This is a genomic window from Pseudoalteromonas sp. SG43-7 (genome assembly GCF_014164295.1).
Taxonomy (GTDB): Bacteria; Pseudomonadota; Gammaproteobacteria; order Enterobacterales; family Alteromonadaceae; genus Pseudoalteromonas; species Pseudoalteromonas rhizosphaerae.
This window is the reverse complement of record NZ_JACJEY010000037.1, coordinates 21,994-46,157: the sequence shown is the minus strand read 5'-3', so window position 1 is coordinate 46,157 and position 24,164 is coordinate 21,994. Positions and strand designations below refer to the sequence as shown.

Below are 24,164 nucleotides of genomic sequence, written 5' to 3'. Positions count from 1 at the left end.
CCTAGCACCTAGCACCTAGCACCTAGCACCTAGCACCTAGTTACCCCAAGGATTACTGGCATTTGAGCGTTGTTTGCGCGTCCGTGCACGATCTTTGGCTTCTTTTTTCGCTTGAATACGTTTTGCGTCACTAAAACTTAACTCACATGGTTCACCCGGTTTATGATCTTCAGGAATAACGCGGTCACGTGGTGGTAGTTCATATTGAACATCATCGGGTTTAGGAAGATTTTTTAATCTATAAAGATAAAAGTTTTCAACTTTATCTTGTGCCCACTGGGTTTTACGCAAAAATTTAACTGCAGATTTGATGTCAGGGTTGTTTTTAAAACAATTTAGCAGTAGATAAGCATGTAAAAGCTCCCACCCATATTGATCAACTAACTCTGATACAACTTGCTCAAGTTTAACGCCTTGTAGCGGGTTATTGCCGAATAAATCTTCATTACTCATGTTTTACACTCTTTTTCTAAAATCTAATCCCAGAATTATAATTTTTATCACGATAATTTGATACAAGAATATCAAGTCAGTTTGCTTGTGTAATTTACATTTGTTTAGTTTATCGGTAATATTAGTGCGCTTTAATAAGTATTGGCATGACGCCACAACATTGGATGATAGATTTAAGGAATAATATACATGGGTCTTTTTAATAAAATTAAAACACAAGCTACCACTATTGGTTCAAATATCAGCGAATCAACGTCTAAACTAAGCTCTGATATGAGCACCTCAATGAAAGAGAACTCAAAGTTATCGGCGATCCGCTCTGAGATCACTTCAATAGAAGGGCAGCTAAATATTGGTTATCAAGATATTGGTAAAAAATACGTAGAAAATTTACTAGAAAACCAAGGACAAAATATCGAAAGTGCTTTGCAAGAAGCATTAAACCGTGTTGAACCGTTACTTGAGAAAAAAATTGAGCTTGAAGATGAAGCTATTGAAATTGAGAAAAAGCTAAAAGATCAAATCATCATTCAAGAAAAAGCAATTTTTCAAAAAGAATACGATCAAGAAAAAGAGAAGCTTGAAAAAGCCGTTAAACTTGATGTGATCTCTGTAGCAGAAAAAGAACAGAAATTAGCTAAAGCACGATTAAAACTTGATAATTTCGACACTATTCGTAAAGTTAAAAAACAGTATGAAATGAGTTTAATTTCAAAAGACGAATTAAACGAAAAGCTTGCTGCTTTAGGCATGTAATGACGAAAAAATTAAAGCTTCTTTTACAAGAAGCTTTAATATACCAATTGAGTTAAATATTTAACCATTCTAGCGGGCTAAATGAAGCGCTAAATACGTCAGTAATTTTTCAAGTAGAACAACGGCATGTCAAAATTCCTGTCTTGTTATCACTGTATTTCTCCGTCGCTATAAATACTTAGTAACTTAACACGATTGGTATAACTTATTTTTACTGTTGGCAATTTACTACTACACGGCCTCGGATATTTCCGGCCATCAGCTCATCAGCCGCGTTAATAACCTGCTCTAAATTAATTTCAGTCGATATTTTATCTAAGTAGCTCTGCTCAACAAGCTCACCTAGACGTTGCCATGCTTGGATGCGGTCGACCTTTGGACGCATTACACTGTCTATGCCGATTAATGAAATACCACGCAAAATAAACGGCGCAACGGATGCAGGAAAATCCATGCCTTGTGCTAAACCGCAAGCAGTAACTACACCGCCATACTTTAAAGAAGCACAAATATTAGCAAGGGTATGACTGCCAACCGAATCAATGGCTGCAGCAAAACGTTCTTTTGCTAATGGCTTACCTGGATTTGATAGCTCATTTCGATCGATCACTTCAGAGGCGCCAAGTTGTTTTAAATGTTTGCTTTGATCTACACGACCTGTTGCTGCAACTACGGTAAAACCTAGTAGATTAAGTAAATAGACGGCAAAACTACCTACACCACCGTTTGCACCCGTAACTAAAATATCACCAGATTCGGGAGTGATGCCTTGCTTTTCAAGCGCAATAATACTGAGCATCGCGGTGTAACCGGCAGTACCAATTTGCATGGCCTGTTTAGGTGTTAACGACGTTGGGAGTGGGAGCAACCAATTGCCATTAACAGCGGCTTGTTGAGCCAGACCCCCCCAGTATTTTTCGCCAACACCAAAGCCATTTAGTAATACCAACTGATCAATAGCGAACTCGCTAGAATCACTGGCTGTTACTTTACCCACTAAATCAATACCCGGCACCATAGGAAATGAGCGCACCACGGGGCCTTTTCCTGTAATAGCTAGACCATCTTTATAATTTAGGGTGCTGTAAAGCACATCTAGTTTGACAGGGAGATTGGGTAATTCGCTATTATTTAGTGTTTGTACTGACGCGGTATACTTATCGTCAGTATTATTTATAACAATGGCTTTAAATTGATTGTTCATCTGGACTCCATTTAGACCGATCGTCTTTTAATTGTTATGAATAAAGAGCAATTACTTAAGCCGTTACCTAAGCAATGCACGTAAAAACATTTCAGTATATAAAATAAGTGGCTGAGTATTTTTAGTTAGCTTGGCACGCATTACAGCACCTTCCCAGCCAATCCAAAAAAATTCACTCATTTGTGTGGTATTCACGTTGGCTGCAATAACACGCTCCTGCTGAGCTTGTGCCAAGCAAACTTGCACATGTTGTTGCCAAATCTCGTAGCTGGTTAATAGTTTATTTTTAAAGTCATCGCTGAGGTGGTTTAGTTCCTGATTTAAATTACCGACTAGACAACCGCGACTAAAATCGTACTTTTGCATACCCCGTGCTGCACTTTGGGTGAAATTGATTAGTCGCTCTAAAGGAGGGATATCGCTTGCCCCTAGATAGCGAATAAGTTTAGCAACAAAGTAATCGTTATAAGCGTCTATAACAGCTAAGCCGTAGGCATCTTTATTATTAAAGTAGTGGTAAAAAGAACCTTTTGGAACACCTACTTTTTTTAAAATAGTATCAAGTCCTGTGGCACTGAAGCCAAACTCGGTTAGTGTTTCTACCCCCGTAGCAATAAGTAACGCTTTGGTGTCGGCATTACTGCGGGCAACTTTTGGTGGGCGACCACGTCGTGGTGGATTTTGACTGTTTTTTAGCATAAACACATATTAGACCGATCGTATTAATATACCCAAACCACCTCAAGATGCGAGTTTCAGTTGGAATTAAAAGCGATTTAGGCAAGGCATTGATTGCAAGTAATAGTGGTTCTATTGTTAAAATCAATAACGCAGTATAAATCGCTTTTAAACCAACCCGTTGGGCGTTTCACAGGCACTTACTCTCAGCGTTGTTACTTCTTAAAAGGGGCTGCCATTGTTGCAAAGTAACGCCTTGATACTAAGCCCCTGTGAAACGCTGAATTCTGTATATTGAGGTGGTTTGGGTATAGTTGCAAGGATTAATTATTAAACAATTTAAAAATGTACGTGAAATGTGGGCTAATTAAGTGTGAATAAGCCGCAGTAAAGTGGTCTGAAATAAGTTCAAAAATTAAACTTCTTTACTATTAATGAGTTGAAATAAATTTGTCATAATTACATTTTTTATAGGAACTTCACCCATAAACCGCAGTCACAATTAGAGCAGGAAACTGCGTGTTAGTGATTAGATAGTCGTAATTTTTTGTACATATATGGGTCGCACAGAAGATGGTACGACCACTTTACTTTTTTATATGTTAATTCATTTTTGCATCAGCAGCTTAGTTAAAGTCAATTTATTTAATTGCTTTTGTGATTTGAATTTAACAGTTTTATTAACTATTCATTAAATGTAGATGTCACGAACACTACAAATATATAAATATAAAAGGTGAGGATTTACCTATGAAGAGACAGAAAAGAGATCGGTTAGAAAGAGCTCATTCTCAAGGCTTTAAAGCAGGCCTCGCGGGCCGTTCAAAAGACCTATGCCCTTATCAACAAATAGACCCAAAATCAGAGTGGTTAGGCGGTTGGCGCGAAGCGATAGAAAATCGCAATATGTATAAAACCTAATTTTTAAGTATTGAATTAAAGCAAAAACGCCGCTGTTTATGAAACAGCGGCGTTTTTGTAGCTGGGTTTTAATTACAAAATTAAAACGCGCTAGTATCTTGGAATAAACCAACTTTTAAATCTTTTGCTTCGTAGATAACGCGGCCATCTACTTCAACAGTACCATCAGCCATCCCCATGAATAATTTACGTTTAATAACGCGCTTCATGGTCAAACGGTAGGTCACTTTTTTTGCTGTTGGTAAAATTTGCCCAGTAAATTTAACTTCACCTACACCTAGCGCACGGCCAAGACCAGGACCACCAGACCAACCAAGGAAAAAGCCAACCAGTTGCCACATTGCATCTAAACCAAGACAACCTGGCATGACTGGATCACCTTTAAAGTGACAAGCAAAAAACCAAAGATCAGGGTTAATATCAAGCTCAGCAACGATTTCACCCTTACCATGCTCTCCACCGTCATCAGTGATTGAGACGATACGGTCCATCATTAACATGTTGTCACTTGGTAGACGACAATTGCCTTCTCCAAACATTTCACCTTGACCACATAGGATCAAATCTTCTTTTGTATAACTATTTTTAGGTTCCATAACACTTTTCATCGCTTAGAAATTGCCACGTACTTTAGCGTACACTTGTACGCTAAACAACTCGGAGCAGTTAAAAAAATAATTTATTTGCACGAAATACCACCGCTTAGGTGAAGAACATGCTAATTACACGATTAAATCGCGCAATTACTAGCAAAAATCATTATAATTACCGTGATTTTTTAACCAGTATAAAGGAAGTTTATGATCCTTTTTGTTAACGCACTTACCGTAATTGATTTTTCTTACTTGTGTAATAAACGAGGCGCAGTTGGCGAGAGCTGGATTGTTGATTTAACCTTGCATGGCAAGTTAAATGAAGAGTCTATGGTGCTTGATTTTGGCTTAGTTAAAAAGCAAATCAAAGGCATTATCGACCAATGTATTGATCACAAGCTGGCCATTGGCAACCAAATTAACGGCCAAGTTGAAAACCATGGTGACTACACAACACTTGATTGTACTTTTGGTGATGATCACCACTTAGCAATGAGCGCGCCAAACCAAGCGTTTTGTTTAATTGATGCTGATGTTATTAATGAGCAGTCAGTTATTGAATTTTTAATTGCTACAATCATGCCGCAGTTACCAAGCAATATCGATAAAATCGAAATTGAGTTAAAGCCAGAGCATAGTAAGAGCTTTTATTATCACTATAGTCATGGCCTTAAAAAGCACGACGGTAATTGCCAGCGTATTATTCATGGTCACCGTTCGCAAATTGGTATTGCCCTTGATGGAATGGCAATGCCACGATTACAAAAGCAATGGGCTGATAAATGGCAAGATATTTATTTAGCTACAGCAGAAGATCAAATTCAAGCGCCGCAGCTACAGCACATCAGCGCCAAAGAAAATGACCTCTGTTTTGCCTATACCGCCGCACAAGGCTATTTTGAAATGGCAATAAGTAAAGAACGGTGTGATATTTTACCCATTGATACTACGGTTGAATGTATTGCAGGTTACCTTGCTGAGCAAGTTAAAGCGCAGCATCCTGACAATGACGTAAAAGTCACAGCATACGAAGGTGTGGCCAAAGGGTCCATTTGTTATGCGTAAATTATTAGCCGTTTCGTTATTTGCTACTGTGAGCTTTTTTGCTGATGCAGTGGAGCTAAAAGGTCACTTAACCCAAGGCGGGTTAGTGACTGGTCAAATTGATGGGGTTAAGTCAGTTATTTTTAATGGCCAAGCATTAAAAACCACCGCACAAGGTGAGTTTGTATTTGGCTTTGGCCGTGATGCTGAATTAACCCATCAATTAGCCTGGGTTGATGCAGACGGTGTCAAACATCAGCAAGCGATTGAGATCACTAAACGTGATTATAAAATTGATAAAATTACTGGAGTGGCAAGTAAATATGTGTCACCGCCAAAAGCGGTAAGTGACCGTATCAGCCGCGAAGCTGTGGCAGTAAGAAATGCCCGAAAAGTTGACTCTGAGCTTAGGTACTTTTTAGATCCAGTTTACAAACCTGCACAAGGGCGTATTTCGGGTGTGTATGGTAGCCAACGCTATTTTAATGGTGAGCCTCGTCGGCCACATTTTGGTTTAGATATAGCCAACAAGACAGGCAGTCCTGTTTATGCGCCTGTCAGTGGTACCGTTGTTTTTGCTGATAACGACCTTTATTACTCTGGTGGAACTTTAATTTTAGATCATGGCCACAGTGTCACTTCTACCTACATACACTTAAGTAAGCTTGATGTAAAAGTAGGGGATACCATTAAACGCGGTGATAAAATAGCTGAAATTGGTGCGACTGGTCGTGTAACTGGCCCTCATCTGGATTGGCGTTTTAATTGGAAAGGCGAACGCCTTGATCCTGCACTTATGATGTTAGATAAATTAGCAAACCAAAAGTAGAGAACATGACAACTCAAGTAAACCGTGAAGAAATAATTGCTCAGCGTATTAAAGACTCAACGACTTCGGTCACAAAAACAGTATTTCCTGGGCGCACTAATCACCACAATACCTTGTTTGGTGGTGATGCATTGGCATGGATGGACGAAGTTGCATTTATTGCTGCAACGCGCTTTTGCCGTAAACCATTGGTAACCATTTCATCAGATAGAGTTGATTTTAAAGAAGCTATTCCAGCTGGAACCTTCGCTGAATTGATCTCAAAAGTTGTGCATGTAGGCAATACAAGTTTAAGAGTAGACGTTGAAATATTCTTAGAAACAATGCACAGGGATGATAAACACTCGGCAATTACTGGGAGTTTTACATTCGTTGCGGTCGATGACAATCACAGACCTACGCCGGTTGTATGCGATAAGATGATTTATGGTTTTTAAACCGAGTTGTTAAGTTAAGAAAGCACTTTTATGGTGCTTTCTTTGCTTTATAAAAAGAACACATCATACTATATTGCACTATTTTATATCTTTAGCATCTGCGTTAAAACAATAATTGAGTAACCAAGTAGGGGGCTTAATCTATTCTCTGCTTGGTTACTCACATTCAAGGTATTAAAGCACCATAGCGGCTATCCAGCCAAATATTAGTAATGGAATATTAAAGTGGATAAAAGTAGGCACAACTGAATCCCATATATGATCATGCTGACCGTCAGCGTTTAAGCCGGAAGTTGGTCCTAAGGTTGAATCGGAAGCAGGGGAGCCAGCATCGCCTAAAGCACCTGCGGTTCCCACTAAAGCTGCGGTTGCCATCATTGAAAAGTTAAGCTCTAAGCACAGTGGCACAAACAAGGTTGCTATTATTGGCACTGTGGAAAATGAGCTGCCAATCCCCATGGTGATCATTAAACCAACTAATAAAATTAGTGCAGCTGCCAAAGGTTTGTTGCCATCAATAATCAATGCGGCGCTTTGTACTAAGCTAGTCACATCGCCTGTCGCTTTCATTACAGAGGCAAACCCTTGAGCTGAGATCATTATAAATCCAATCATTGCCATCATTGCTACGCCTTTACTAAATACGTCGCTATTTTGCTCCCACTTAACTACGCCAAACAAACTAAAAATCATCACCCCAACTAAGCCACCTAAAATCATTGAACCACTGACATTTTGTGCTGCTAAAGAGGCTAATACCGCTGTAATACCGACTAACAATACTTTTTTAGGTTGTTCTACAACCACATTAGTTGCGTGCTCTTGATGTTCATCATGCTGATAATCCCGACGTTTTCTATAACTGATAAACACAGCTACAATTAACCCAACTAACATGCCACAGGCAGGAATGATCATCGCCATAGGTACTTGGGTATTAATGATATCTAAGCCATTTTCCACTAAGTTTTTATGTAAAATCGAGTATAAATAAATTCCACCAAAGCCATAGGGTAAAACCATATATGAGGTTGCTAGACCAAACGTTAAAATACAGGCAATAGCACGTCGATCTAACCTTAGTTTATTAAATATAACCAGTAGCGGGGGTATCAAAATTGGTATAAAAGCTATATGAACTGGGACTAGGTTCTGCGATGAAATTGCACACACTAAAATTATCAGTAAAATAAAATAGCTTAAATTCGTTTCGCTATTACTACTATTGTTATTTACTTTAGCGAGTAGTTTTGCAGCTAAAATGCGCGTTAAGCCTGATTTTGAAATCGCAACAGCGAATGCGCCTAGCATTGCATAGCTTAGAGCGATCTCAGCTCCGCCAGAGAGGCCTGCGTTAAATGCGTTTAGGGTATCGTTTAAGCTAAGTCCGGCGGTTAAACCGGCGACTAAAGCACTTAAAGTCATAGCAACAATTACATTAACGCGGGCTAAAGTAAGGCCAAGCATTAAAATAACGCCAATCACGACTGCATTCATAGAGTTCTCTTAGTTGTTGTTTTAATTAATTTTACCAGATTTTTACTGTGTTTTTTACGATAAGCGCTAAATATTAGCTGGCGATAACGCACATCGGAGTATAATTGCGCAAATTGCATGATATATGTCCGCTTGTTAGGCAGCTGTTGAGCTGCATATGCTAAAAATTGCAGCGGCGTTTGATTTGACGGTGCAGAAATACCTTGCTTATTACACCAACGCACAACAGTAAGGTAGTCTTTTGCGAGTGAATGCGCTGGCGATTCTGGCTTTTTAGGCCAAGACAAATACACAAAGTAACAAATAAAGGCTAAACATACGGTTGCTATCACGATCAGTGAAATTTGCCAAAGCTGTTTATTACCGAATAATTCTTTTAGCAGGGAAGATTGCTTTTGCTGGTCAAAACCTAACACCCAATTTGTCCATTGGTAATCAAGATTTTCAAGCTTAAGCCTTAACCAGTTAATACCAGCAATATTACTCAATCGTAATAAGCCAAAACTCAAGTTGCTAGTAAATTCGCTATTAAGCTGCAAGTGCTGTGATAAAGATCCGTTTAATCGTTCAGGTGAAACAACCGCAGTTGCATCAAAAATTTGCCAACCTTTATTTTTTATAAATACTTCAACCCATGCATGGGCATCATATTGATAGATGCTCATATAACTATTTTGTTGATTATACTCACCACCTAAGTACCCCGAAACAACGCGGGCAGGAATACCAACACTTCTAAACATAAATGCAGCCGTGCTGGCATAATGGCCACAAAAACCACGTTTATTAGCAAATAAAAACTGGTCAAGGGTGTTGTTACCGGTAATTGGATCCGGCGTTAAGGTATAGCTAAAGTTATTATTGGCAAAGTAGTCATACAGTGCTAAATAAAAAGCCTGATCATCGTTATTATGTAGTTCATACAGACGTTTAGCTAAAGACTGCGACTGTAAATTAGTCTCTTTAGCTAATAAACTAAGCTGCACGTTTTGATAGTGTGCAGAGCGAGAGAGTTCAGCCAAGCTAAAAGCATAACTCTGGGCTGTATAGCTGATACTATTAGCTAAAAAACGTTTCCGCAGTAGTAATCCATTGCTGGTTGTTTTTACATCTTGATGGGCCGAGTCGGCAAACTGTAAACCATAAAGCCAAGGCTTAGCGCCAGGCTCTGCAAAAATTTGATAACTATATAATGGTTCACCACGTTCAGCTGAGGTGATTTGGTCAATTACTTGCTGGCTTTTTAAAATGTCCGATATTAACCAGCGTTTCCCATCAAACTCATCATGTATAATCGCTCGCCAGTAATAGGGGGCAGATGGCTTTTGTTGATCAAATTTAGCTCGAAATACTAACTCATCTGAATTAGACAGTTTGGCTATATCAAATGGATCAACACTTTCTGACAAACCGGTTTTAGCGAGTTTTGGCCCCGGTAATTGCCAAAATGCGGGAAGTTTCGGTAACAATAATAATAAAAATATCGCTAAAGGTAGTGCTAACAACAAAAGTTTGCAGCTGTCTTTAGCTGCAATTTTTAAACTATGTTTAGATTCAATCAGCGCTAAAAGCGCAAAATTTAAAATATACATCATGCTAATTACTAGCGTAGCAAATAAGCTCTGAGAAAATAGATATACTGTTGAGAGACTAAAAAAACTTAACAAAATGATAGTTTGATAATGCTTTTTTGTATTGGCTTGCAGTAATTTAAATAAGCTAGAGAGGATCAGCATCGCAACAAATAAAGTCACCGTATCGCTAAAACCTACGTCATAAAACAAGATCAATAGACTCAAACCGGCCAAAGTATTTGCTAATATGGCATTGGGTTTATTTCTTTTCAATAAGGTAACGGCTAGATTCCAAATACACAAACTAGCTAATAATGTATTAAATAGAGGAGGTAACTCAGTAAAAATAAAACTCAGCACTAAAATATAAACAATAGATAACGACAAATTGATCGCGGTTAAATTATCAGTGACTTTCATTTTCATCCTTTGCAAAACGGCTTAGTGCTTCTAAACACTGTTTACAATGTTCTTTGGTATCACTGATCGCGTATAGTCCTGCTTCTAATTGCAGGCCATAACTAACGCCTTGTGAGTAAGCCTGAGTGACTAAATAGCTTAATTGTTGTAGGCGGGATTCGGTATTTCCTTGTAACTGATTAAAATCAAAAACAACACTTTGGGCTGAATAATTTACAAACTCTTTTACCATTAATTGCTGAGTTTTTGCGTAATGTTTCCATGATATTCGTTTCATATTCATACCAGTTTGATGAATATTTAAACCATCAAATTCATCACTACCATGGCTGTTTTTATGCAGGCCATCATCAGTGTTGTGGTTATTTTGCAAACTAGCTTCATGCAATGGTTTGAGTTGTTGCGGGTAGACAAATACCGTATGTGCTAATTGCATGTAGCTCCATACTGATACTAATCCAAACGGGTACTTGCTGATTATTTTTAATCGGCGCAAGGGGTATTCACCACGTTCTTTTAATCCTAAATCTAAATTAACTATTTGCTTTTGACTGGTTATTTCATCAACGGTTGTGAGGGTTTTATTTTCATAAATAAACTGCAATGATTGACATTTTTTTTCGGTTTTTAGTTGCAGCTCTAATAATGCAGAGCAGGGAGCATAGCTAGCTATATGATTTTTATAATCAATTTTTAATCCTTTAAGATTGCTATAACCCATAAGTAGCGAAAATATCATTACTACAAGCATTAAATAAGCCATCGCTAAAATCAGATTATTCTGATAATTAATGCCTAATATAAAATTAAGCATAGTAACCACTAAAAAGCTCACGCCCAATTTTGATGGCAAAACATATATTGTGTTATGCGTTAAGGTAAGATGTTCGGTATTATGTTTATTTCTTAGTAATAGCTTGAAAACCTTAGCTTTAAACTGAAACCAAAAAGTAGGGCGCTTTCCTGTTTTATTGTTCATACCTTAAAGTGGCACATCAACAGTATTTATTAATTGTTTGATCTGTTGTGAGCTAACATCATGCTGCAGACCTAAACGATGTTCGCTAACACTAGCAAAAATAGTTTGTACATCATCCGGGGTAACAAAGTCACGACCATCAATAAACGCCCATGCTTTCGCGGCTTTGCCAACTGCAATACTGGCCCGTGGAGATAATGCATTAGCAAATTGGCTGTTATTTCGGGTAGCAGATACAAGCGCCAAAATATAATCAACAACCGGTTCACTTAACATAACAGCACTTACTTTATTTTGTATTTCAATTAATTGTTGTGTATCGATACGTACAGGTAAGTGTGCATAATCACGATTATGTTGGCCTAAAATGAGTTTACTTTCAGCTTCTTTAGGTGGAAAACCCAAACTAATACGCATAAAAAAACGGTCTAATTGAGATTCAGGTAAAGGATAAGTGCCTGATTGATATAAAGGATTTTGGGTTGCTATAACAAAAAATGGTGTTGGTAGGGCATGTTTATCACCATCCATAGTAACTTGGTTTTCTTCCATTGCCTCTAATAAAGCGCTTTGTGTTTTTGGACCTGCGCGATTTATTTCGTCCGCTAAAACAACTTGACTGAAGATAGGCCCTTTATGAAAAGTAAATTTATGCTCATTGGCATTAAAAATACTTGAGCCCAGTATGTCTGAGGGTAATAAATCACTGGTAAATTGCACTCGTTGATATGATAAACCTAATACCGCAGCAAGTGCATGTGATAAAGTGGTTTTACCCATACCAGGCAAATCTTCAATTAATAAATGACCTTGGCTCAACAAGCAGGTTAACGCTAGTTTTATTTGTTGCGGTTTGCCAAAAATAACCTGAGATAAATCATCAATGATCGCTTGTACGGTCTGTTGCATAGTAACCTTGTAGGTTGATAAATTACATTAAATAAGTTCGAGGCGTTTCATGACCGTATCAACTTTTTTAGCATTAAATGGTTTTGCAATAAAACCTTTAGCACCTAGTTCCCAAGTATTTTGAACATTTTCGAGGCTGTTATGGCCAGAGCACATGACAACATGTGTATGTGGGTAATTGTCATTTAAGTATTCAAGAATTTCTGTACCATCGGTATCGGGCAGTTCAATATCGAGAAAGATAACATTCGGGGATTTTTCATCAATCAACGTTTTAGCCGATTCAAAATCTCTGCTTTCAAGAATATCTTCAAAACCTAACTCAGTTAAGATCTGATTTAAGTAGTCACGTATATCTTGAACATCATCAATTATTAGGATTGGTTCTAACGGGCGCACAAATTCCATATTGTTTACTTCTTGTGATACAGCTTAAATTGTATTTTTAATACTATGCTAAGCGATAATGAAGCTCAAGAAAGATACTCGAATTAAACTGTATTATTGAAATAAACCACCACTAAGTCCGATACCGTCTAGTATTGGACTTAACACCTATATAAACACACCCCAGCTTAGATAATTAATTAATAACCTATAATTTGTACGAGGCGTTATGTTGAGTGTTTGCGGCCTGTAAAATAGCGCAGCACAGGCCGACCCGATAGGGCACGTAACATAATGGCAATTATAGGCTCATCAATGACCATACAAAAAGTAAGGTTACGTAATAATTAAAATCAATTATTACGTACCACTGGAGAGTTGAAGCAAAGAACCTACGTTAAATTTAACTTGGCGACAGCCGGTAGCGAAGCGGAAACCCAAACCAGCTAACCGACATTGAAAATCTATTGGCTGCACATTGCCAGTTAATAAAACCTAATTTAATTCGCCCCTCTGATAAACCAAAAAAATCTTTAACTAGTCCCCAGCAGCAAAAGGCAGAGAGAAGGGCGAGTTCCGAGACCCTCACTGCCTTTGCTGGGAACAATCCAAAAAAACCCCGTAATTGTATTACGGGGTATAACTCCCATCTAAACCTATGCTTTCGGACTTAACCAGTTAAAAATACAGACTAGTCTTATTTCTAAAGGGCTACTTGTTTAGTTATCACTTAGAATATTTACTTGCGCTATGTTTTAGTATTAATGCCCTTAAAACTTCTTTAGTCACTTCTTTTTCGTCATCTGTAAATTTATCTATTGCTAACATCAATATGTCTAAATCTTGGTCTTTGTTCCTAGTTCCTAAGCCCAATATTTCATTCGGTGTTACGTCTAATGCGGTACACAACTTTAATAAAAGATCTAATGATGGCTTAGAGCTTCCTGCCTCATATCTCTTTATCTGGCCTTCATTTATTCCTGATTCATCAGAAAGATTACCAGTTGACCAGTTTTTTAATTTTCTAAACTTTTTTATGTTCTCTTTCATGATTATTTCTAATTTGTTGATTTCAATCATTATACACCCTGATTTTTTTGTCTTTCCAATATGGTAACTAACTAGTAACTAAAAAAGTTATTGACAGTTATTTGAATGTTAATTATAAAGTAACCAATTAAGTTACTATTCAGTTTCTTGACATGTTTTTAAGGATAGCTGTTTTGAAAATATATTACGAAAATAATAAACAGGCGGGGGTTCAAGTCACTTACGATTTGGATGGTGTTCGCATGTATGATTATTTCGATAATATGTATCGTTTTCGTGCATGGGTTGCTCATGAATACGATTGCCCCACAGTTGAAATTACTGATGCTAACTACCGTCAATTAGTAGAGCAGGGTGTAATATGAACTATCAATACACTGACCGTGCTACGCAACTAATCAATAACCGCCTTGAACGCTTTAAAAAACATGAAGCTAATCAGACCATTATTGACCATTTATCTTTTAGCTTTCCGCTTGCTGACTTACGCCATTTAAGACGTTCACCGTCTATTGGTTCGACCGTAGATAGCCAAACGCTTTTTCCTGAGTTCCCAAACATTAAGCAAGAATTAAAAACAGAAGGCTTAACTCACGCAGAAGTTTTACATGCGATTGATGTTCAAAAACAACGTGTTAATGATGCAAAGTCAGATTTTTATTACCGCTCACTACGTGCGTTTGCCAGTGTTGTTTTAGGTTTTGAGCTTTCAGCTCCGCGTGATAAAGGCTTTCACGGGTATCAAAATTCACTCAACTTATTGACTCAGGAAGGCACACACATTGGTTTTGTTGGCATTGGTGGTCAACGTGATACCGCTTATTTTCAGATTTCTGGTGAAGGCTGCAAACACTTATGGTCACACACCACACCTTTCGTTCTTCATCACTGGTTATCTAAAGTTTTAAGTATTAGTTACTTAGCCCGTATTGATATTGCTCGCGACTGTTACGACGATGTTTTTAATTGCAAAAATGCTGAAACCAACTTTTTTCAAAAAGCATTTGCACGTAAAAAGGGCGGCCCTAATCCAACTATGGCACCGCGTCACTCTTTCACTGTCGAAGGTGTTTATGATGTTGAAATGACCACCATCGGTAAACGTACAAGTCCGGTTTATTGGCGCATCTATAACAAAAAATTAGAGCAGGGCATTAACGAACCTGACCTTATCTGGTATCGCAATGAGGTTGAATTGAAAAAATGGTCTGTCGATTCACTTTTAGACCCTGATTCTACCTTTGCGGGTATCTGTGATTTTTCACAACAAATGATTAATACCGATGGGGTTCACACGTCAAGTTCTCCAAGAGCAACAACGGCCGCTACCGATTTAGCCAGTAGAGTGAAATGGGTTAGGCGTATGTGTGGTAAAGCGCTATCAGATATTTTCGAAATTACAGAAGGGGATATTCAAACGCTTTTAGGTTTGCTCGTTCCTGATAAATACATAACGGGTAAATCGTTGGATATACCTAACACTTACAAACAACTATTAACTGAACAATTAAGGGCTGCTTAATGAATATCTATTGTGATATGCAACCAATTAAATGTTTGAACAAAAAATGTAATTTTATTGGGGTTCATGGTCAATTAATTCCTGATTATAAACTTCGAAAATTAACTTGCCCTGATTGCTCAGGTGCAAAATTTAAAATCTTAAATTAAGGAGTCATTAACATGGCTATTGTTATCGCTGGTATCGGTATTACTAAATTTCCTGAGTCAAAAAATCCAGATGTTGAAAAAGCAACGTTAGAGGTTTTATATCCTTTTGACTCGGTTAATTCACCTAAATTTCATCGTAAAGCAACGGGTAAAACTACGGCTACTCCATTCGGCAAAGAGCCAATTGTGATTAATACAAAATATGCTCACGCATTAATTGATTCACTAGCCTTTGTTGCTGATAAAGCTTATGAGCTTAAGTTCTCATTCAATGACCAAACTTTTGATAATGAAGTCGTTGAACTTATCCCAGTTGACCAAGATTTAAAGGCTCACTTTAAAACAAGCCTAGGCGGGTAGTCATATGGCCAGTTACGAATATATCGTAATTTGCCCCGTTGAACCTGTCGAAAAACAGTGTCCGGTGGAATTGGAAGTAGTTCATAACCCGCTTCCAGTTCCGCTAGATTACGAGACATTTCAAAATGAAGTGCTCCCGTCAATCATCGTTGTTCTTCTTACCTGTTATGGGTGGAAGAAATTAAGAAAAATGGTTTTTTAAATTAAGGAATATAACCATGAAAAATTTACTTGTATCTAAAAAATTAAAAGCAGGTTTGTTAGTTGCTGCAACTGTTGTTTCTGGTTCTGCACTTGCTGAAGCGTCTGCTGAAGTTACTGCTGCAACTACTAGCTTCCAAGGTTTCTTTACTGATAATGCAAACTTAATTGGTGGCGTAATGCTTACCGCTGCGTTTGTTGCTATCGGCTGGAAATGGCTTAAAGGTACTGCTTTTAGCTAATGTTCATCACATTAGACACAGTGCTAATTGTCTCCGGACTCTTAGCACTTTATATACTTTTCGATGATTAAAATAAGGCGCTCCTATGCGATTACTAATATTTTTATTGGCGCTTATGAGCGCTTTTTTTGTTTCTGCTGCTCCCAGCTTGGATGATAGAGAAACTGTTCCAGCTAAGGAAATTTCTAGAGGGCTTTGTTACTTTTCTTCTAATTCTCCATTTGAGACTTCAAAAGGGGATTGTAAAGATAAAGTGGCAAAACCTCCTTCAAAATATGATGACCCACATTTTCAACATTATGAAGATGAGGTTAATTTTACAGCTCCTTCAGGCGATTCTGCGATAAAGTGGGAAATTGGCTGTAGCAATTGTGGTTTTAATGGTTCTGATTTTGTGTTTTCAACCTATGGATATTATGTTCCTCAATCATTAAGTTATGAATGCCCACCAGAAGGAAACCCTACTTTTACACAAAAAATAGATGAGAACCTTTGTTATGACCCAAATAATTTACCTGACTGTCCTGCTGGCTATCACAGTAAAGCAGTTTCTAAAGCGCTTGGTTCTACTGAATGTGTTCCAAAAGAATGTCCTTCTGCTGGTACTGGTGAAAACCTAGCATCAACACCTATGACGGGCGGCGTTCCGTTTTCTGGTGGTGGCATGTATTGCAATGATGGGTGTGCATATTCTGTTAATGCTGAGCAAATCAGTTCTGAAAAGTATGCTGTTGGTACTAGTCAAGGCGTGGCCTGTGGTGATAAACCCTATGATAATAAAAAACTGGCCGATGAAGGTGACACTGATGGTTGTTCTGTAGCTACCAATGGTGAAATTGATATTATGAGCTGCCCTAATTCTAACCCTACAACGCCAGAAAAAGACCCACACAATAATGATGATTCAAAAGTGGGGGAAGATGATACGCCAGAAAAACCTAAAGAAACCTGCGCCGATGGTGATGCTGCCTGTAATTTAAAAAATGTTGAAACTCAAATCGAAAACAGCTCTAACAAAATAATCGATAACGACAACGAACTTCACAATAAAAAAATAGATGCTGATACCAAAAACACTCAAGCAATATTAAACATTATGGAAAGTGTTGATACGTCTATCCTTTTGCAAACTAGTCAAGATGAACGCTTACACGCTGTTACTGTTTCAAAATACAATCAATTAATTGATGCCGTAAATGGCCTTGATGTTGGTGGTGGCGGTGGCGGTGGTAATGGTAACGGTAATGGAACAGGTGAGGGTGATTGTGAAGGTTCTGCATCTGACTGTGTTCCAATTGAGGGTGCTGAAATATCACAGGAAACAATCAATTTAGAACAATATGCCGATAAATATGATGACTGGTTGCCCAATGCCGAGCTTCCATCTGAAAAATGTATTGTTCTAACAAATGGCAAATCTATCTGCTTAAGTTTTCAAGCGTTTATCCTTTTATTTCAGGGTATATCAGGTTTATTGGTTATAGGTGCTTTGATGCACAGTGCAAAAATAATTTCAGGAGCAATTTAACATGCCAGTATTAATACAAGCATTTTTTGCAAGCTTAGCCGCTTTGCTACCCACGTTAATATCCAAGGTTCTCGTTGGTCTAGGTTTTGGTTATGTAACGTATGAATTAGGTTCTTTCGGTGTTGATTATGTTTACCAATATATCGCAACAACTGCATCATCATTACCGATAGAAATTATTGCTGTTTTGAAATATGCAAAAACTGATATTGCTTTCGGCATTATGCTAGGTTCTTACGCTGCTGCCTTAACCATTCGCGGTTTAACAAGCGCTGGCTCAGTCACTAAATTAGGTGTGAGGTCTGCGCCATGATTTATTTAAGAACTGGAGTGCCAGGCGCAGGGAAAACTTTAAATTCTCTTAAAGAAATTTGTAATGACCCAGCCGTTACTCAGAAACAAAAATTTTATAACAACATAAAAGCGTTTCTTTTGGATTTAGATTTCTGTAACAGTTTTCAAGGTTTCTTTTACGGCCAGTACTACCCATCAATACAATCAACCAATAAAGTAGGGCGCTATTCTAAAATCATTAAAGATGTTCACGCTCAAAACCGATTAATTGAAATTGGTGATGTTCCTTGGTTAGCCCCTAATTACAAGCTTTACGATGAACGGTCAGTTATTGATTTGTTTGTTGGCTGGTGTCGTAAGTGTTATCCAAAAGCGAACCTTAAGGGCTTAGATGTATTTTTGGAAGAATCAGAAAATCCAACAATCGAATCAATTAAGCTTTTAAATTATCACTGGACGCATACAAATGACCCAACCGACTGGCCTAATTTACCTAATGGCTCAATTGCGTTATTTGACGAGTGCCAAGATTATTTTCCGCCAATGGCAAATAGTGCTAAACGGCCATACCATTACACCCAATTTCAAAAGCACAGGCATAGCGGTGTAGATATACATTTAGTTACCCAGCATTACACGTTTTTAGATAACGTAATTCAAAAATGTACGGGTATGCACGTTCATTATTTTAGACCAATGGGCGGGGCGGCCATCACCAGGTACCAGCGAGATAAACAGTTCAGCACTGATTATTCTGGTGACTTAGAAAAATGCGCAACAACAATGGTAAAACGTGACGCTAATTTTTATGGTGTTTATTGGTCTGCTGATGAACATACCGCAAAATTTAAGTTACCACCTAAAGCTATTATTTTCTTGCTGGCCATCCCGTTATTTATATTTGTGTTTTATTCCTTGTTAACCAGTCTTGGCATCATTGGTACTGACGAACCTGAGCTTAAACCAGAATCTAAGCCAGAAATTAAGGAAGTTACAAAATCCAATAACCAACCAGCAAAAAAGGATCTATTAGATCTAACCTATAAGCCACAAAAGTTTGAGCATCCATTAAATGAAATTTGCCAAGATTACGAATATGGTGGTTATGAGCTTAAAAAGAAAAACGGCGTTGTTACTGTTGAACACTATATAAATTGCGTTACCGGCAAAGAAGTCGAGAAACAAAAAACCATAATTAGTGGTGATGAAGAAAACCAACAATCACGTACTGAGGAATTTACAGAACCAGAAACGATTATGTTAAGCTCAAACTACTTAGAGAAATTGGGCTATTACATTTATCTTAATGAGAATTTGCCAATCCTTAAATTTGCTGGTAAAAATATATATCTAGCTCAATTCTAAAACACCAGTAAAATCAACTACTTAAGTCCGATACTATTCAGTATTGGACTTAACACCCATATAAACACACCCCAGCTTAGATAATTAATTGATAGCCTATAATTTATATTATGTTAAATAGAGTGAGTTTTATAAGTAACAACCTAATTACCGTGATAAATAAACGCTATTTTCCCTACTTGCATGCAAATTTAGATTAAATCAGTTACATCAATTTCAAATACCTAACTCACACATAACTAATTGTTAAGGCTGGTCGTTTAACTTTGATTCTAAGCGCACTTTAAATCTGTTTTATATTAGCTGACTTTGAGCATTGCTCATTTACACACAACTATATGGTTGAACTATGGTCCTAGCTCTACGATCATTCGTTCGTGTATTTGCTCAATTGTACGTGACAGCTCGTTTAGTATATTCACAGGCAAGTGCCCTAGCGTAAGATGCGTTTTTTATTGCTGACTATCTGGTAGCGACTTTTTAAGCGAGAACTACGGCTTGATTATTTATGACCAGTAAACACTTCGCTTATTTATAAATTGTTTTAGCTTACATAGCTACAATGTTAGCGTATGAAGAATTAGTAAAATCACAGGAGTAATTTGTTTTGATGGGAATTAGCACGAATAAAATACGGTATGCGTCCCCTAATAAAGTTATTGATATTCCGGCTGATAAACGTGTGTTTGTGATTGGTGATTTAGATGCTGATTATAATAAATTTCTACAAGCCATCCATTCAGTAAGTTTTGATCCGCACGCTGATGTACTAATTTCATTAGGTGATGTTATCGACCGTGGCAATGATAGTTTAAAGTTGTTAGATACCTTTTCACAGTTGGGTGTCTATATGGTCTTGGGTAACCATGAGCATATGATGCTCGAGGCACTTGCTAAAGATCAACAAGCGTATGACTTATGGATAAAAAATGGCGGTCTATGGCACAAACATAGTGATAAAAATAGCCTACTAAATGCCTGTAATAAATTAATATCATGCCCACTATCAATTTTATTGAACTACCAAGGCGAAAAAATTGGTTTGTCGCATACTTTAGCTACATGTTGGGATTGGCAGCAACCTATGAAAGTAAATGCTCAACTGATCAGTGACTTATTATGGGATAGACAAATAACGCAGAGTAAAAAACTGGTTCAAAACCTTGGCGTGCTGTTCTCTATTCATGGACATAACGCAACCGCTAAGCCATATTGGATCGACAATACGTACCATATTGATACCAATTATTTAGGCGGGAGCCCTACAATTGTTGAGTTAAGTGAATTAATCAAAAATTTTAAAACGTTGATAAGTTAGTAACTTACAGTTAGGCACTAGATAAATAAAATTACCAGCTAGTGCCCATATGTTTAATGCAGCGCTGCAGTAAATGGAATGTTTTTACATATTTCAGCTTCAGCGATAAGAATTTCTTCTAATCGTGCATCGACCTCATTTTTATCAAAATATTCATAAGCCAGCTCGACAAATAAGTTCTTATGTTTTTCTTCCGATTTAGCTATTGCCACATAAAAATCTTTTTCTTTGCCGATTGGTAATGCTTGTGCAACTAAAGAGAAACGCTCGTGTCCCCTCGCCTCAATTACGGCACCGACTAATAATCTATCCATTAAGAACTCGTCGCGGCCATTTCTAAAAATCGCGCGAATTTGTTTCACGTAGGGATCTTTTTGGTCGTTGCCTAAGTTAACATCACGATCAAGCAGTAGCTTTAATACTTGTTTAAAGTGGATCATTTCTTCCAGTGCTAAATCTGTCATTGCTTTTACAAGCTTGCGGCGATCTGGATAATGCGACAACATCGACATAGCCATACCGGATGCTTTTTTTTCTGCAGCGGCATGATCTTGTAAAAAGGTGTCAAAGTCTGCCATCACAGCTTCGGTCCATGCAAATGGAGTGTGGTATTTTAATTCGAACATAAATATTTTACCTAAAAACTAATGGCGAGATTTTAACGCAATTGAACTACAAAATCTTGTTACAGCAATAATTTTTAATCACCTTGAGTAGTTACTTCCTATCAAGACGATGGGTATAGATATTTATCGATTTTACCATTTGCTGTTGAAGCAACTTTTAGTGGATGTTTTACTGCATTCCAAGCTGTTACTTTGCCACCAATATTCATTTTTTCAAACTCTGTCAGTTCAGTTTGTAATTGCAAAAAATCACAAAGCTGATTAAAACTGTTTGGATGGGCGATATCTATTGATAAAAAGTCAGCTGTTCGCTTAGCAAAATAGTTATGCGCAGCACTTTTGTGTTGCTCATAGCATTGTTGCAAATAGGCATCACTGTGTAACTCATCAACAGAAAAACGGCCAAAGGTATGCAGATAACAACGCTTAATATGAGGGTTGAACCCCCCATCCGCTCGCATCAAGTTGGTGTGCATTCTCAGTAATAATTGGCGAATTGAAGGCAGCCATTTATCTGCTTCTCGCTCTAAATAGATAAATTTAGCACCTGGATAAAGTGAATCTAAATATTCGTAATCATTAAAAATTGGGGTGTCAGCGATCACTTGCGCTTGGTTAAAACATTGCTTGGTATAGGCTGTATGGGCACAACTAAAACCAAGTTGTAAAAATGCATGGCATACACTGGTTGTGCCCGTACGAGGTAGGCCAATTATAAAGATTCTCTCTGACATTTAATAAAGGCGTGTAAGTAATAAGATAAACGCATTTAACACTATTATTAAGAAGGTTGTTAGCGCGCCAATTTGGCGATAGCGGAGATTTTTATCGACAATACCCAAATTATGAAATACGCGCCCTATCAGTAATGCTGCCCCAAATGCGTGGCAATAATGACTGGCTAAACCTTGATACTCGACTAAAAACAATAAAATAATTGCAAGAGGAACATACTCAATAAAATTACCATGCGCGCGCATGGCGCATTGCAGTTGTTGATTACCACCATCACCAAGTGAAATTCGTTCAGCTCGACGAACTTTAACTACGTTCATCGTTAAATAAATATAAAAAAGTGCTAATAAAGCAGCATATAAAGATACAATCACAATAAACCTAATTTTTATCTAAGTGTTTATAAAAACTTGTGTATTACCAAGTCTCCCTAATTATTGGTAGTACTATACAACTATTGTTATTTAAATAACAAATGATAATCAACCAGTACAGTATCAATGGCGTTTACTATTTATCCGATTAATCATGATGAAATATAAATAAAGTAACAACATCTTACCGCCCGCGATTAGAAGCCCATATATTATAGATTTTAAACCTGCAGCGGACAAAAAATACGTTCCTATTGGCACTGTTACTATTAATAATTAGACCTGCAACAAAGTTTGTTGTTAAGCTTACTGCATAAACTAGCTGTTGTTGGTGCAACAACTAAGTCATCTTAGGGTTCATATATGTTTACTCCGCGAAAATTTGCCGATAATTACCGAGAATTAGTCAGTAGTATTGGTTTCTATCCATCGTTATTATCGGTGATATTTTTATTGTTTGCAGTACTTGTTACCACAACAGAGTACACCTCTTTTGTTATGGAGCTTAAGTCGCTGCTTGAGGTACTATTGGTTGATAGCGAAGAAAATGCACGAACGATTCTAAGTACATTAACGGGTAGTATTATTTCGCTAACTGTTTTTAGTTTTTCTATGGTTATGGTGGTACTAAATAGTGCCAGCGCAAGTCTATCACCAAGAGTATTACCGGGGCTTATAACGCGTAAATCACATCAACTTGTTTTGGGTTTTTATCTCGGCAGTATTATTTTTTCAATCGTTATGCTGATCAACATCCGTACTATGGATAATGGTGAAATAGGAATTCCTTCATTGGGCATACTTTTTTCACTTGTTTTTGGCCTGATATCGTTAGGCTTTTTTGTATTTTTCATCCATTCAATTTCAAGGGCTATTCAAGTCGATAACGTATTAAACGACTTATATAAGAATACTAAAAATGAATTGAAATCGATTATTAGCATGCAAAAAGATAACCCTATCGATGTATTTCCTAACTTTGACGATTGGTCGAGTATTTCAAGTAAAACAGAAGGTTACTTTAAAGGCGTGAATAGCGATAAACTATGTGCCCTTTGCCAACAACATGATATAAAAATTTATGTTGTAGTTAAGCAGGGTTTTTTTACTGTTGAAGGCTATCCGTTTTTAAAATGTAATCATGATTTATCTGATAACGTGCAACTCCTTGAAGATCTACTTAATTGCTTTATTTTTTATATCGAAGAATATGTAAGTGACAATTATAGGTTTGGAATGACACAGATTTCAGAGATTGCAGTGAAAGCGATGAGCCCGGGTATTAACGATCCTGGTACTGCGGTAAAGGCGATCGATATGCTCAGTATTTTACTCATTGATCGATTAAGCATATATAACGTTAATTACTCTTTAAAACATAGTGATGATAAACAGCCACTGTTATATTTCCATGAAACATCATTTGATGAATTATTGCATGATAACTTCACGCCAATCCGCAACTATGCAAAAAGTGATGGTTATGTGATGAATAATGTACTCGAAGCGTTCAAAAACATTTTGTTCAGAACCCACCAGAACAGTAAAGCAGCGCAGAGTCTATTTACTTATTTAGATGCTATTATCGATGATGTAAATGAGAATATTAGTAATCAGTATGATCGCGACCAAATAATTAATATGCTTAATGCTATCGCGAGGATCTCCCCTGAAATGGGAGATAAATTGGTGGCGAAATTTCGCCACCAATGAGTTGAG

At 37.4% G+C, this 24,164-nt stretch carries 27 protein-coding genes; 14 read left to right on the top strand and 13 right to left on the bottom strand.

Features of this window, described 5'->3' with window-relative positions:
- Positions 1-36: 36 nt before the first annotated feature.
- The gene (locus tag H5200_RS15940; RefSeq protein WP_145233938.1) at positions 37-453 is read right to left on the bottom strand and encodes a VF530 family DNA-binding protein; all 417 of its coding nucleotides are present in this window, start codon (positions 451-453) and stop codon (positions 37-39) included.
- Positions 454-642: 189 nt separating this feature from the next.
- Between H5200_RS15940 and H5200_RS15935 the strand changes: the two genes are divergently transcribed.
- Positions 643-1,209: a hypothetical protein gene (locus tag H5200_RS15935; RefSeq protein ID WP_182718835.1), complete on the top strand. Its 567-nt coding sequence runs from the start codon at positions 643-645 to the stop codon at positions 1,207-1,209.
- A 211-nt stretch (positions 1,210-1,420) separates the two neighbouring features.
- On the opposite strand, the gene H5200_RS15930 is transcribed toward H5200_RS15935, so the two are convergent.
- Both H5200_RS15930 and H5200_RS15925 read right to left on the bottom strand, forming a co-directional pair.
- Positions 1,421-2,413: an MDR family oxidoreductase gene (locus H5200_RS15930; protein WP_182761831.1), complete on the bottom strand. Its 993-nt coding sequence runs from the start codon at positions 2,411-2,413 to the stop codon at positions 1,421-1,423.
- A gap of 63 nt (positions 2,414-2,476) precedes the next feature.
- Positions 2,477-3,112: a TetR/AcrR family transcriptional regulator gene (locus H5200_RS15925; RefSeq protein WP_182718837.1), complete on the bottom strand. Its 636-nt coding sequence runs from the start codon at positions 3,110-3,112 to the stop codon at positions 2,477-2,479.
- Positions 3,113-3,841: 729 nt separating this feature from the next.
- Here H5200_RS15925 and rmf point away from each other — a divergent pair.
- Positions 3,842-4,012, top strand: a complete 171-nt coding sequence (gene rmf / locus H5200_RS15920; RefSeq protein WP_182718838.1) for a ribosome modulation factor — start codon at positions 3,842-3,844, stop codon at positions 4,010-4,012.
- Between the two features lie 80 nt (positions 4,013-4,092).
- Here rmf and fabA read toward each other — a convergent pair whose 3' ends face one another.
- Positions 4,093-4,608, bottom strand: coding sequence for a bifunctional 3-hydroxydecanoyl-ACP dehydratase/trans-2-decenoyl-ACP isomerase (gene fabA, locus H5200_RS15915; protein WP_182718839.1), 516 nt, complete (start codon positions 4,606-4,608; stop codon positions 4,093-4,095).
- Between the two features lie 204 nt (positions 4,609-4,812).
- On the opposite strand from fabA, the gene H5200_RS15910 reads away from it, so the two are divergent.
- Genes H5200_RS15910 through H5200_RS15900 form a run of 3 tightly spaced genes read left to right on the top strand, consistent with a single transcriptional unit; the run spans position 4,813 to position 6,915 of the window.
- Entirely contained in the window at positions 4,813-5,670 is an 858-nt protein-coding gene (locus H5200_RS15910; RefSeq protein WP_149981106.1) for a 6-carboxytetrahydropterin synthase, read from the top strand.
- Positions 5,663-6,478 carry a M23 family metallopeptidase gene (locus tag H5200_RS15905; protein WP_182718841.1) on the top strand — a complete coding sequence of 272 codons (816 nt, stop codon included), beginning with the start codon at positions 5,663-5,665 and terminating at the stop codon, positions 6,476-6,478. Before H5200_RS15910 ends, H5200_RS15905 begins: the two co-directional genes overlap by 8 nt.
- 5 nt (positions 6,479-6,483) lie before the next feature.
- Entirely contained in the window at positions 6,484-6,915 is a 432-nt protein-coding gene (locus tag H5200_RS15900) for an acyl-CoA thioesterase (RefSeq protein ID WP_064666260.1), read from the top strand.
- 174 nt (positions 6,916-7,089) lie between these two features.
- Here the strand turns inward: H5200_RS15900 and H5200_RS15895 are convergent, their stop codons facing one another.
- From H5200_RS15895 to H5200_RS15870, 6 genes are all read right to left on the bottom strand, one after another.
- Positions 7,090-8,412 (bottom strand): Na+/H+ antiporter family protein, encoded by a 1,323-nt coding sequence (locus H5200_RS15895; RefSeq protein ID WP_182740520.1) that lies wholly within the window; start codon positions 8,410-8,412, stop codon positions 7,090-7,092.
- Complete coding sequence (locus H5200_RS15890; protein ID WP_182761830.1) at positions 8,409-10,406, bottom strand: DUF3488 and transglutaminase-like domain-containing protein; 1,998 nt, start codon at positions 10,404-10,406, stop codon at positions 8,409-8,411. The genes H5200_RS15895 and H5200_RS15890 overlap by 4 nt, the downstream gene beginning before the upstream one ends.
- The gene (locus tag H5200_RS15885) at positions 10,393-11,220 is read right to left on the bottom strand and encodes a DUF58 domain-containing protein (RefSeq protein ID WP_182718843.1); all 828 of its coding nucleotides are present in this window, start codon (positions 11,218-11,220) and stop codon (positions 10,393-10,395) included. The genes H5200_RS15890 and H5200_RS15885 overlap by 14 nt, the downstream gene beginning before the upstream one ends.
- A 168-nt stretch (positions 11,221-11,388) precedes the next feature.
- Entirely contained in the window at positions 11,389-12,294 is a 906-nt protein-coding gene (locus H5200_RS15880) for a MoxR family ATPase (RefSeq protein ID WP_182761829.1), read from the bottom strand.
- A gap of 27 nt (positions 12,295-12,321) precedes the next feature.
- Positions 12,322-12,702, bottom strand: a complete 381-nt coding sequence (locus tag H5200_RS15875; RefSeq protein ID WP_145233960.1) for a response regulator — start codon at positions 12,700-12,702, stop codon at positions 12,322-12,324.
- A 705-nt stretch (positions 12,703-13,407) separates the two neighbouring features.
- Complete coding sequence (locus H5200_RS15870; protein ID WP_182761828.1) at positions 13,408-13,761, bottom strand: helix-turn-helix transcriptional regulator; 354 nt, start codon at positions 13,759-13,761, stop codon at positions 13,408-13,410.
- Between the two features lie 143 nt (positions 13,762-13,904).
- Between H5200_RS15870 and H5200_RS15865 the strand changes: the two genes are divergently transcribed.
- The 8 genes from H5200_RS15865 (at position 13,905) to H5200_RS15830 (ending at position 20,710) form a co-directional block, all read left to right on the top strand.
- Positions 13,905-14,096, top strand: coding sequence for a hypothetical protein (locus tag H5200_RS15865; protein WP_182761827.1), 192 nt, complete (start codon positions 13,905-13,907; stop codon positions 14,094-14,096).
- Positions 14,093-15,253, top strand: a complete 1,161-nt coding sequence (locus tag H5200_RS15860) for a replication initiation factor domain-containing protein (protein ID WP_182761826.1) — start codon at positions 14,093-14,095, stop codon at positions 15,251-15,253. The genes H5200_RS15865 and H5200_RS15860 overlap by 4 nt, the downstream gene beginning before the upstream one ends.
- 161 nt (positions 15,254-15,414) lie before the next feature.
- The gene (locus tag H5200_RS15855) at positions 15,415-15,762 is read left to right on the top strand and encodes a DUF1293 family protein (RefSeq protein WP_182761825.1); all 348 of its coding nucleotides are present in this window, start codon (positions 15,415-15,417) and stop codon (positions 15,760-15,762) included.
- 218 nt (positions 15,763-15,980) lie between these two features.
- Entirely contained in the window at positions 15,981-16,205 is a 225-nt protein-coding gene (locus H5200_RS15850; protein ID WP_182761824.1) for a hypothetical protein, read from the top strand.
- An 85-nt stretch (positions 16,206-16,290) separates the two neighbouring features.
- On the top strand, positions 16,291-17,733 hold the full coding sequence (locus H5200_RS15845) for a hypothetical protein (RefSeq protein WP_182761823.1): 1,443 nt from the start codon (positions 16,291-16,293) through the stop codon (positions 17,731-17,733).
- Between the two features lies 1 nt (position 17,734).
- Entirely contained in the window at positions 17,735-18,046 is a 312-nt protein-coding gene (locus H5200_RS15840; RefSeq protein WP_182761822.1) for a DUF2523 family protein, read from the top strand.
- Positions 18,043-19,392 (top strand): zonular occludens toxin domain-containing protein, encoded by a 1,350-nt coding sequence (locus H5200_RS15835; protein WP_182761821.1) that lies wholly within the window; start codon positions 18,043-18,045, stop codon positions 19,390-19,392. The genes H5200_RS15840 and H5200_RS15835 overlap by 4 nt, the downstream gene beginning before the upstream one ends.
- Positions 19,393-20,002: 610 nt before the next feature.
- Positions 20,003-20,710: a metallophosphoesterase gene (locus H5200_RS15830; protein ID WP_182761820.1), complete on the top strand. Its 708-nt coding sequence runs from the start codon at positions 20,003-20,005 to the stop codon at positions 20,708-20,710.
- Between the two features lie 53 nt (positions 20,711-20,763).
- On the opposite strand, the gene H5200_RS15825 is transcribed toward H5200_RS15830, so the two are convergent.
- The 3 genes from H5200_RS15825 to H5200_RS15815 form a co-directional block, all read right to left on the bottom strand.
- A complete protein-coding gene (locus H5200_RS15825) occupies positions 20,764-21,336 on the bottom strand; it encodes a tRNA-(ms[2]io[6]A)-hydroxylase (RefSeq protein ID WP_149981156.1) in 573 nt (190 codons plus the stop codon).
- A 101-nt stretch (positions 21,337-21,437) separates the two neighbouring features.
- The gene (locus H5200_RS15820; RefSeq protein ID WP_182718846.1) at positions 21,438-22,070 is read right to left on the bottom strand and encodes a sulfotransferase family protein; all 633 of its coding nucleotides are present in this window, start codon (positions 22,068-22,070) and stop codon (positions 21,438-21,440) included.
- On the bottom strand, positions 22,071-22,445 hold the full coding sequence (locus H5200_RS15815; RefSeq protein WP_182718847.1) for an MAPEG family protein: 375 nt from the start codon (positions 22,443-22,445) through the stop codon (positions 22,071-22,073).
- A 363-nt stretch (positions 22,446-22,808) separates the two neighbouring features.
- On the opposite strand from H5200_RS15815, the gene H5200_RS15810 reads away from it, so the two are divergent.
- Positions 22,809-24,158 carry a DUF2254 domain-containing protein gene (locus tag H5200_RS15810; protein ID WP_182740523.1) on the top strand — a complete coding sequence of 450 codons (1,350 nt, stop codon included), beginning with the start codon at positions 22,809-22,811 and terminating at the stop codon, positions 24,156-24,158.
- The last annotated feature ends 6 nt before the right edge of the window (positions 24,159-24,164 follow it).

What these genes read in the sequence shown, in the direction of transcription:
- H5200_RS15930 (WP_182761831.1), bottom strand. Translation starts at nt 2,413, where the DNA reads ATGAACAATCAATTTAAAGCCATTGTTATAAATAATACTGACGATAAG.
- H5200_RS15885 (WP_182718843.1), bottom strand. Translation starts at nt 11,220, where the DNA reads ATGCTTAATTTTATATTAGGCATTAATTATCAGAATAATCTGATTTTA.
- H5200_RS15820 (WP_182718846.1), bottom strand. Translation starts at nt 22,070, where the DNA reads ATGTCAGAGAGAATCTTTATAATTGGCCTACCTCGTACGGGCACAACC.
- H5200_RS15890 (WP_182761830.1), bottom strand. Translation starts at nt 10,406, where the DNA reads ATGAAAGTCACTGATAATTTAACCGCGATCAATTTGTCGTTATCTATT.
- H5200_RS15895 (WP_182740520.1), bottom strand. Translation starts at nt 8,412, where the DNA reads ATGAATGCAGTCGTGATTGGCGTTATTTTAATGCTTGGCCTTACTTTA.
- H5200_RS15825 (WP_149981156.1), bottom strand. Translation starts at nt 21,336, where the DNA reads ATGTTCGAATTAAAATACCACACTCCATTTGCATGGACCGAAGCTGTG.
- H5200_RS15855 (WP_182761825.1), top strand. Translation starts at nt 15,415, where the DNA reads ATGGCTATTGTTATCGCTGGTATCGGTATTACTAAATTTCCTGAGTCA.
- H5200_RS15835 (WP_182761821.1), top strand. Translation starts at nt 18,043, where the DNA reads ATGATTTATTTAAGAACTGGAGTGCCAGGCGCAGGGAAAACTTTAAAT.
- H5200_RS15880 (WP_182761829.1), bottom strand. Translation starts at nt 12,294, where the DNA reads ATGCAACAGACCGTACAAGCGATCATTGATGATTTATCTCAGGTTATT.
- H5200_RS15845 (WP_182761823.1), top strand. Translation starts at nt 16,291, where the DNA reads ATGCGATTACTAATATTTTTATTGGCGCTTATGAGCGCTTTTTTTGTT.
- H5200_RS15870 (WP_182761828.1), bottom strand. Translation starts at nt 13,761, where the DNA reads ATGATTGAAATCAACAAATTAGAAATAATCATGAAAGAGAACATAAAA.
- H5200_RS15940 (WP_145233938.1), bottom strand. Translation starts at nt 453, where the DNA reads ATGAGTAATGAAGATTTATTCGGCAATAACCCGCTACAAGGCGTTAAA.
- H5200_RS15925 (WP_182718837.1), bottom strand. Translation starts at nt 3,112, where the DNA reads ATGCTAAAAAACAGTCAAAATCCACCACGACGTGGTCGCCCACCAAAA.
- H5200_RS15910 (WP_149981106.1), top strand. Translation starts at nt 4,813, where the DNA reads ATGATCCTTTTTGTTAACGCACTTACCGTAATTGATTTTTCTTACTTG.
- H5200_RS15850 (WP_182761824.1), top strand. Translation starts at nt 15,981, where the DNA reads ATGAAAAATTTACTTGTATCTAAAAAATTAAAAGCAGGTTTGTTAGTT.
- H5200_RS15830 (WP_182761820.1), top strand. Translation starts at nt 20,003, where the DNA reads ATGGGAATTAGCACGAATAAAATACGGTATGCGTCCCCTAATAAAGTT.
- H5200_RS15810 (WP_182740523.1), top strand. Translation starts at nt 22,809, where the DNA reads ATGTTTACTCCGCGAAAATTTGCCGATAATTACCGAGAATTAGTCAGT.
- H5200_RS15840 (WP_182761822.1), top strand. Translation starts at nt 17,735, where the DNA reads ATGCCAGTATTAATACAAGCATTTTTTGCAAGCTTAGCCGCTTTGCTA.
- rmf (WP_182718838.1), top strand. Translation starts at nt 3,842, where the DNA reads ATGAAGAGACAGAAAAGAGATCGGTTAGAAAGAGCTCATTCTCAAGGC.
- fabA (WP_182718839.1), bottom strand. Translation starts at nt 4,608, where the DNA reads ATGGAACCTAAAAATAGTTATACAAAAGAAGATTTGATCCTATGTGGT.
- H5200_RS15935 (WP_182718835.1), top strand. Translation starts at nt 643, where the DNA reads ATGGGTCTTTTTAATAAAATTAAAACACAAGCTACCACTATTGGTTCA.
- H5200_RS15905 (WP_182718841.1), top strand. Translation starts at nt 5,663, where the DNA reads ATGCGTAAATTATTAGCCGTTTCGTTATTTGCTACTGTGAGCTTTTTT.
- H5200_RS15875 (WP_145233960.1), bottom strand. Translation starts at nt 12,702, where the DNA reads ATGGAATTTGTGCGCCCGTTAGAACCAATCCTAATAATTGATGATGTT.
- H5200_RS15900 (WP_064666260.1), top strand. Translation starts at nt 6,484, where the DNA reads ATGACAACTCAAGTAAACCGTGAAGAAATAATTGCTCAGCGTATTAAA.
- H5200_RS15860 (WP_182761826.1), top strand. Translation starts at nt 14,093, where the DNA reads ATGAACTATCAATACACTGACCGTGCTACGCAACTAATCAATAACCGC.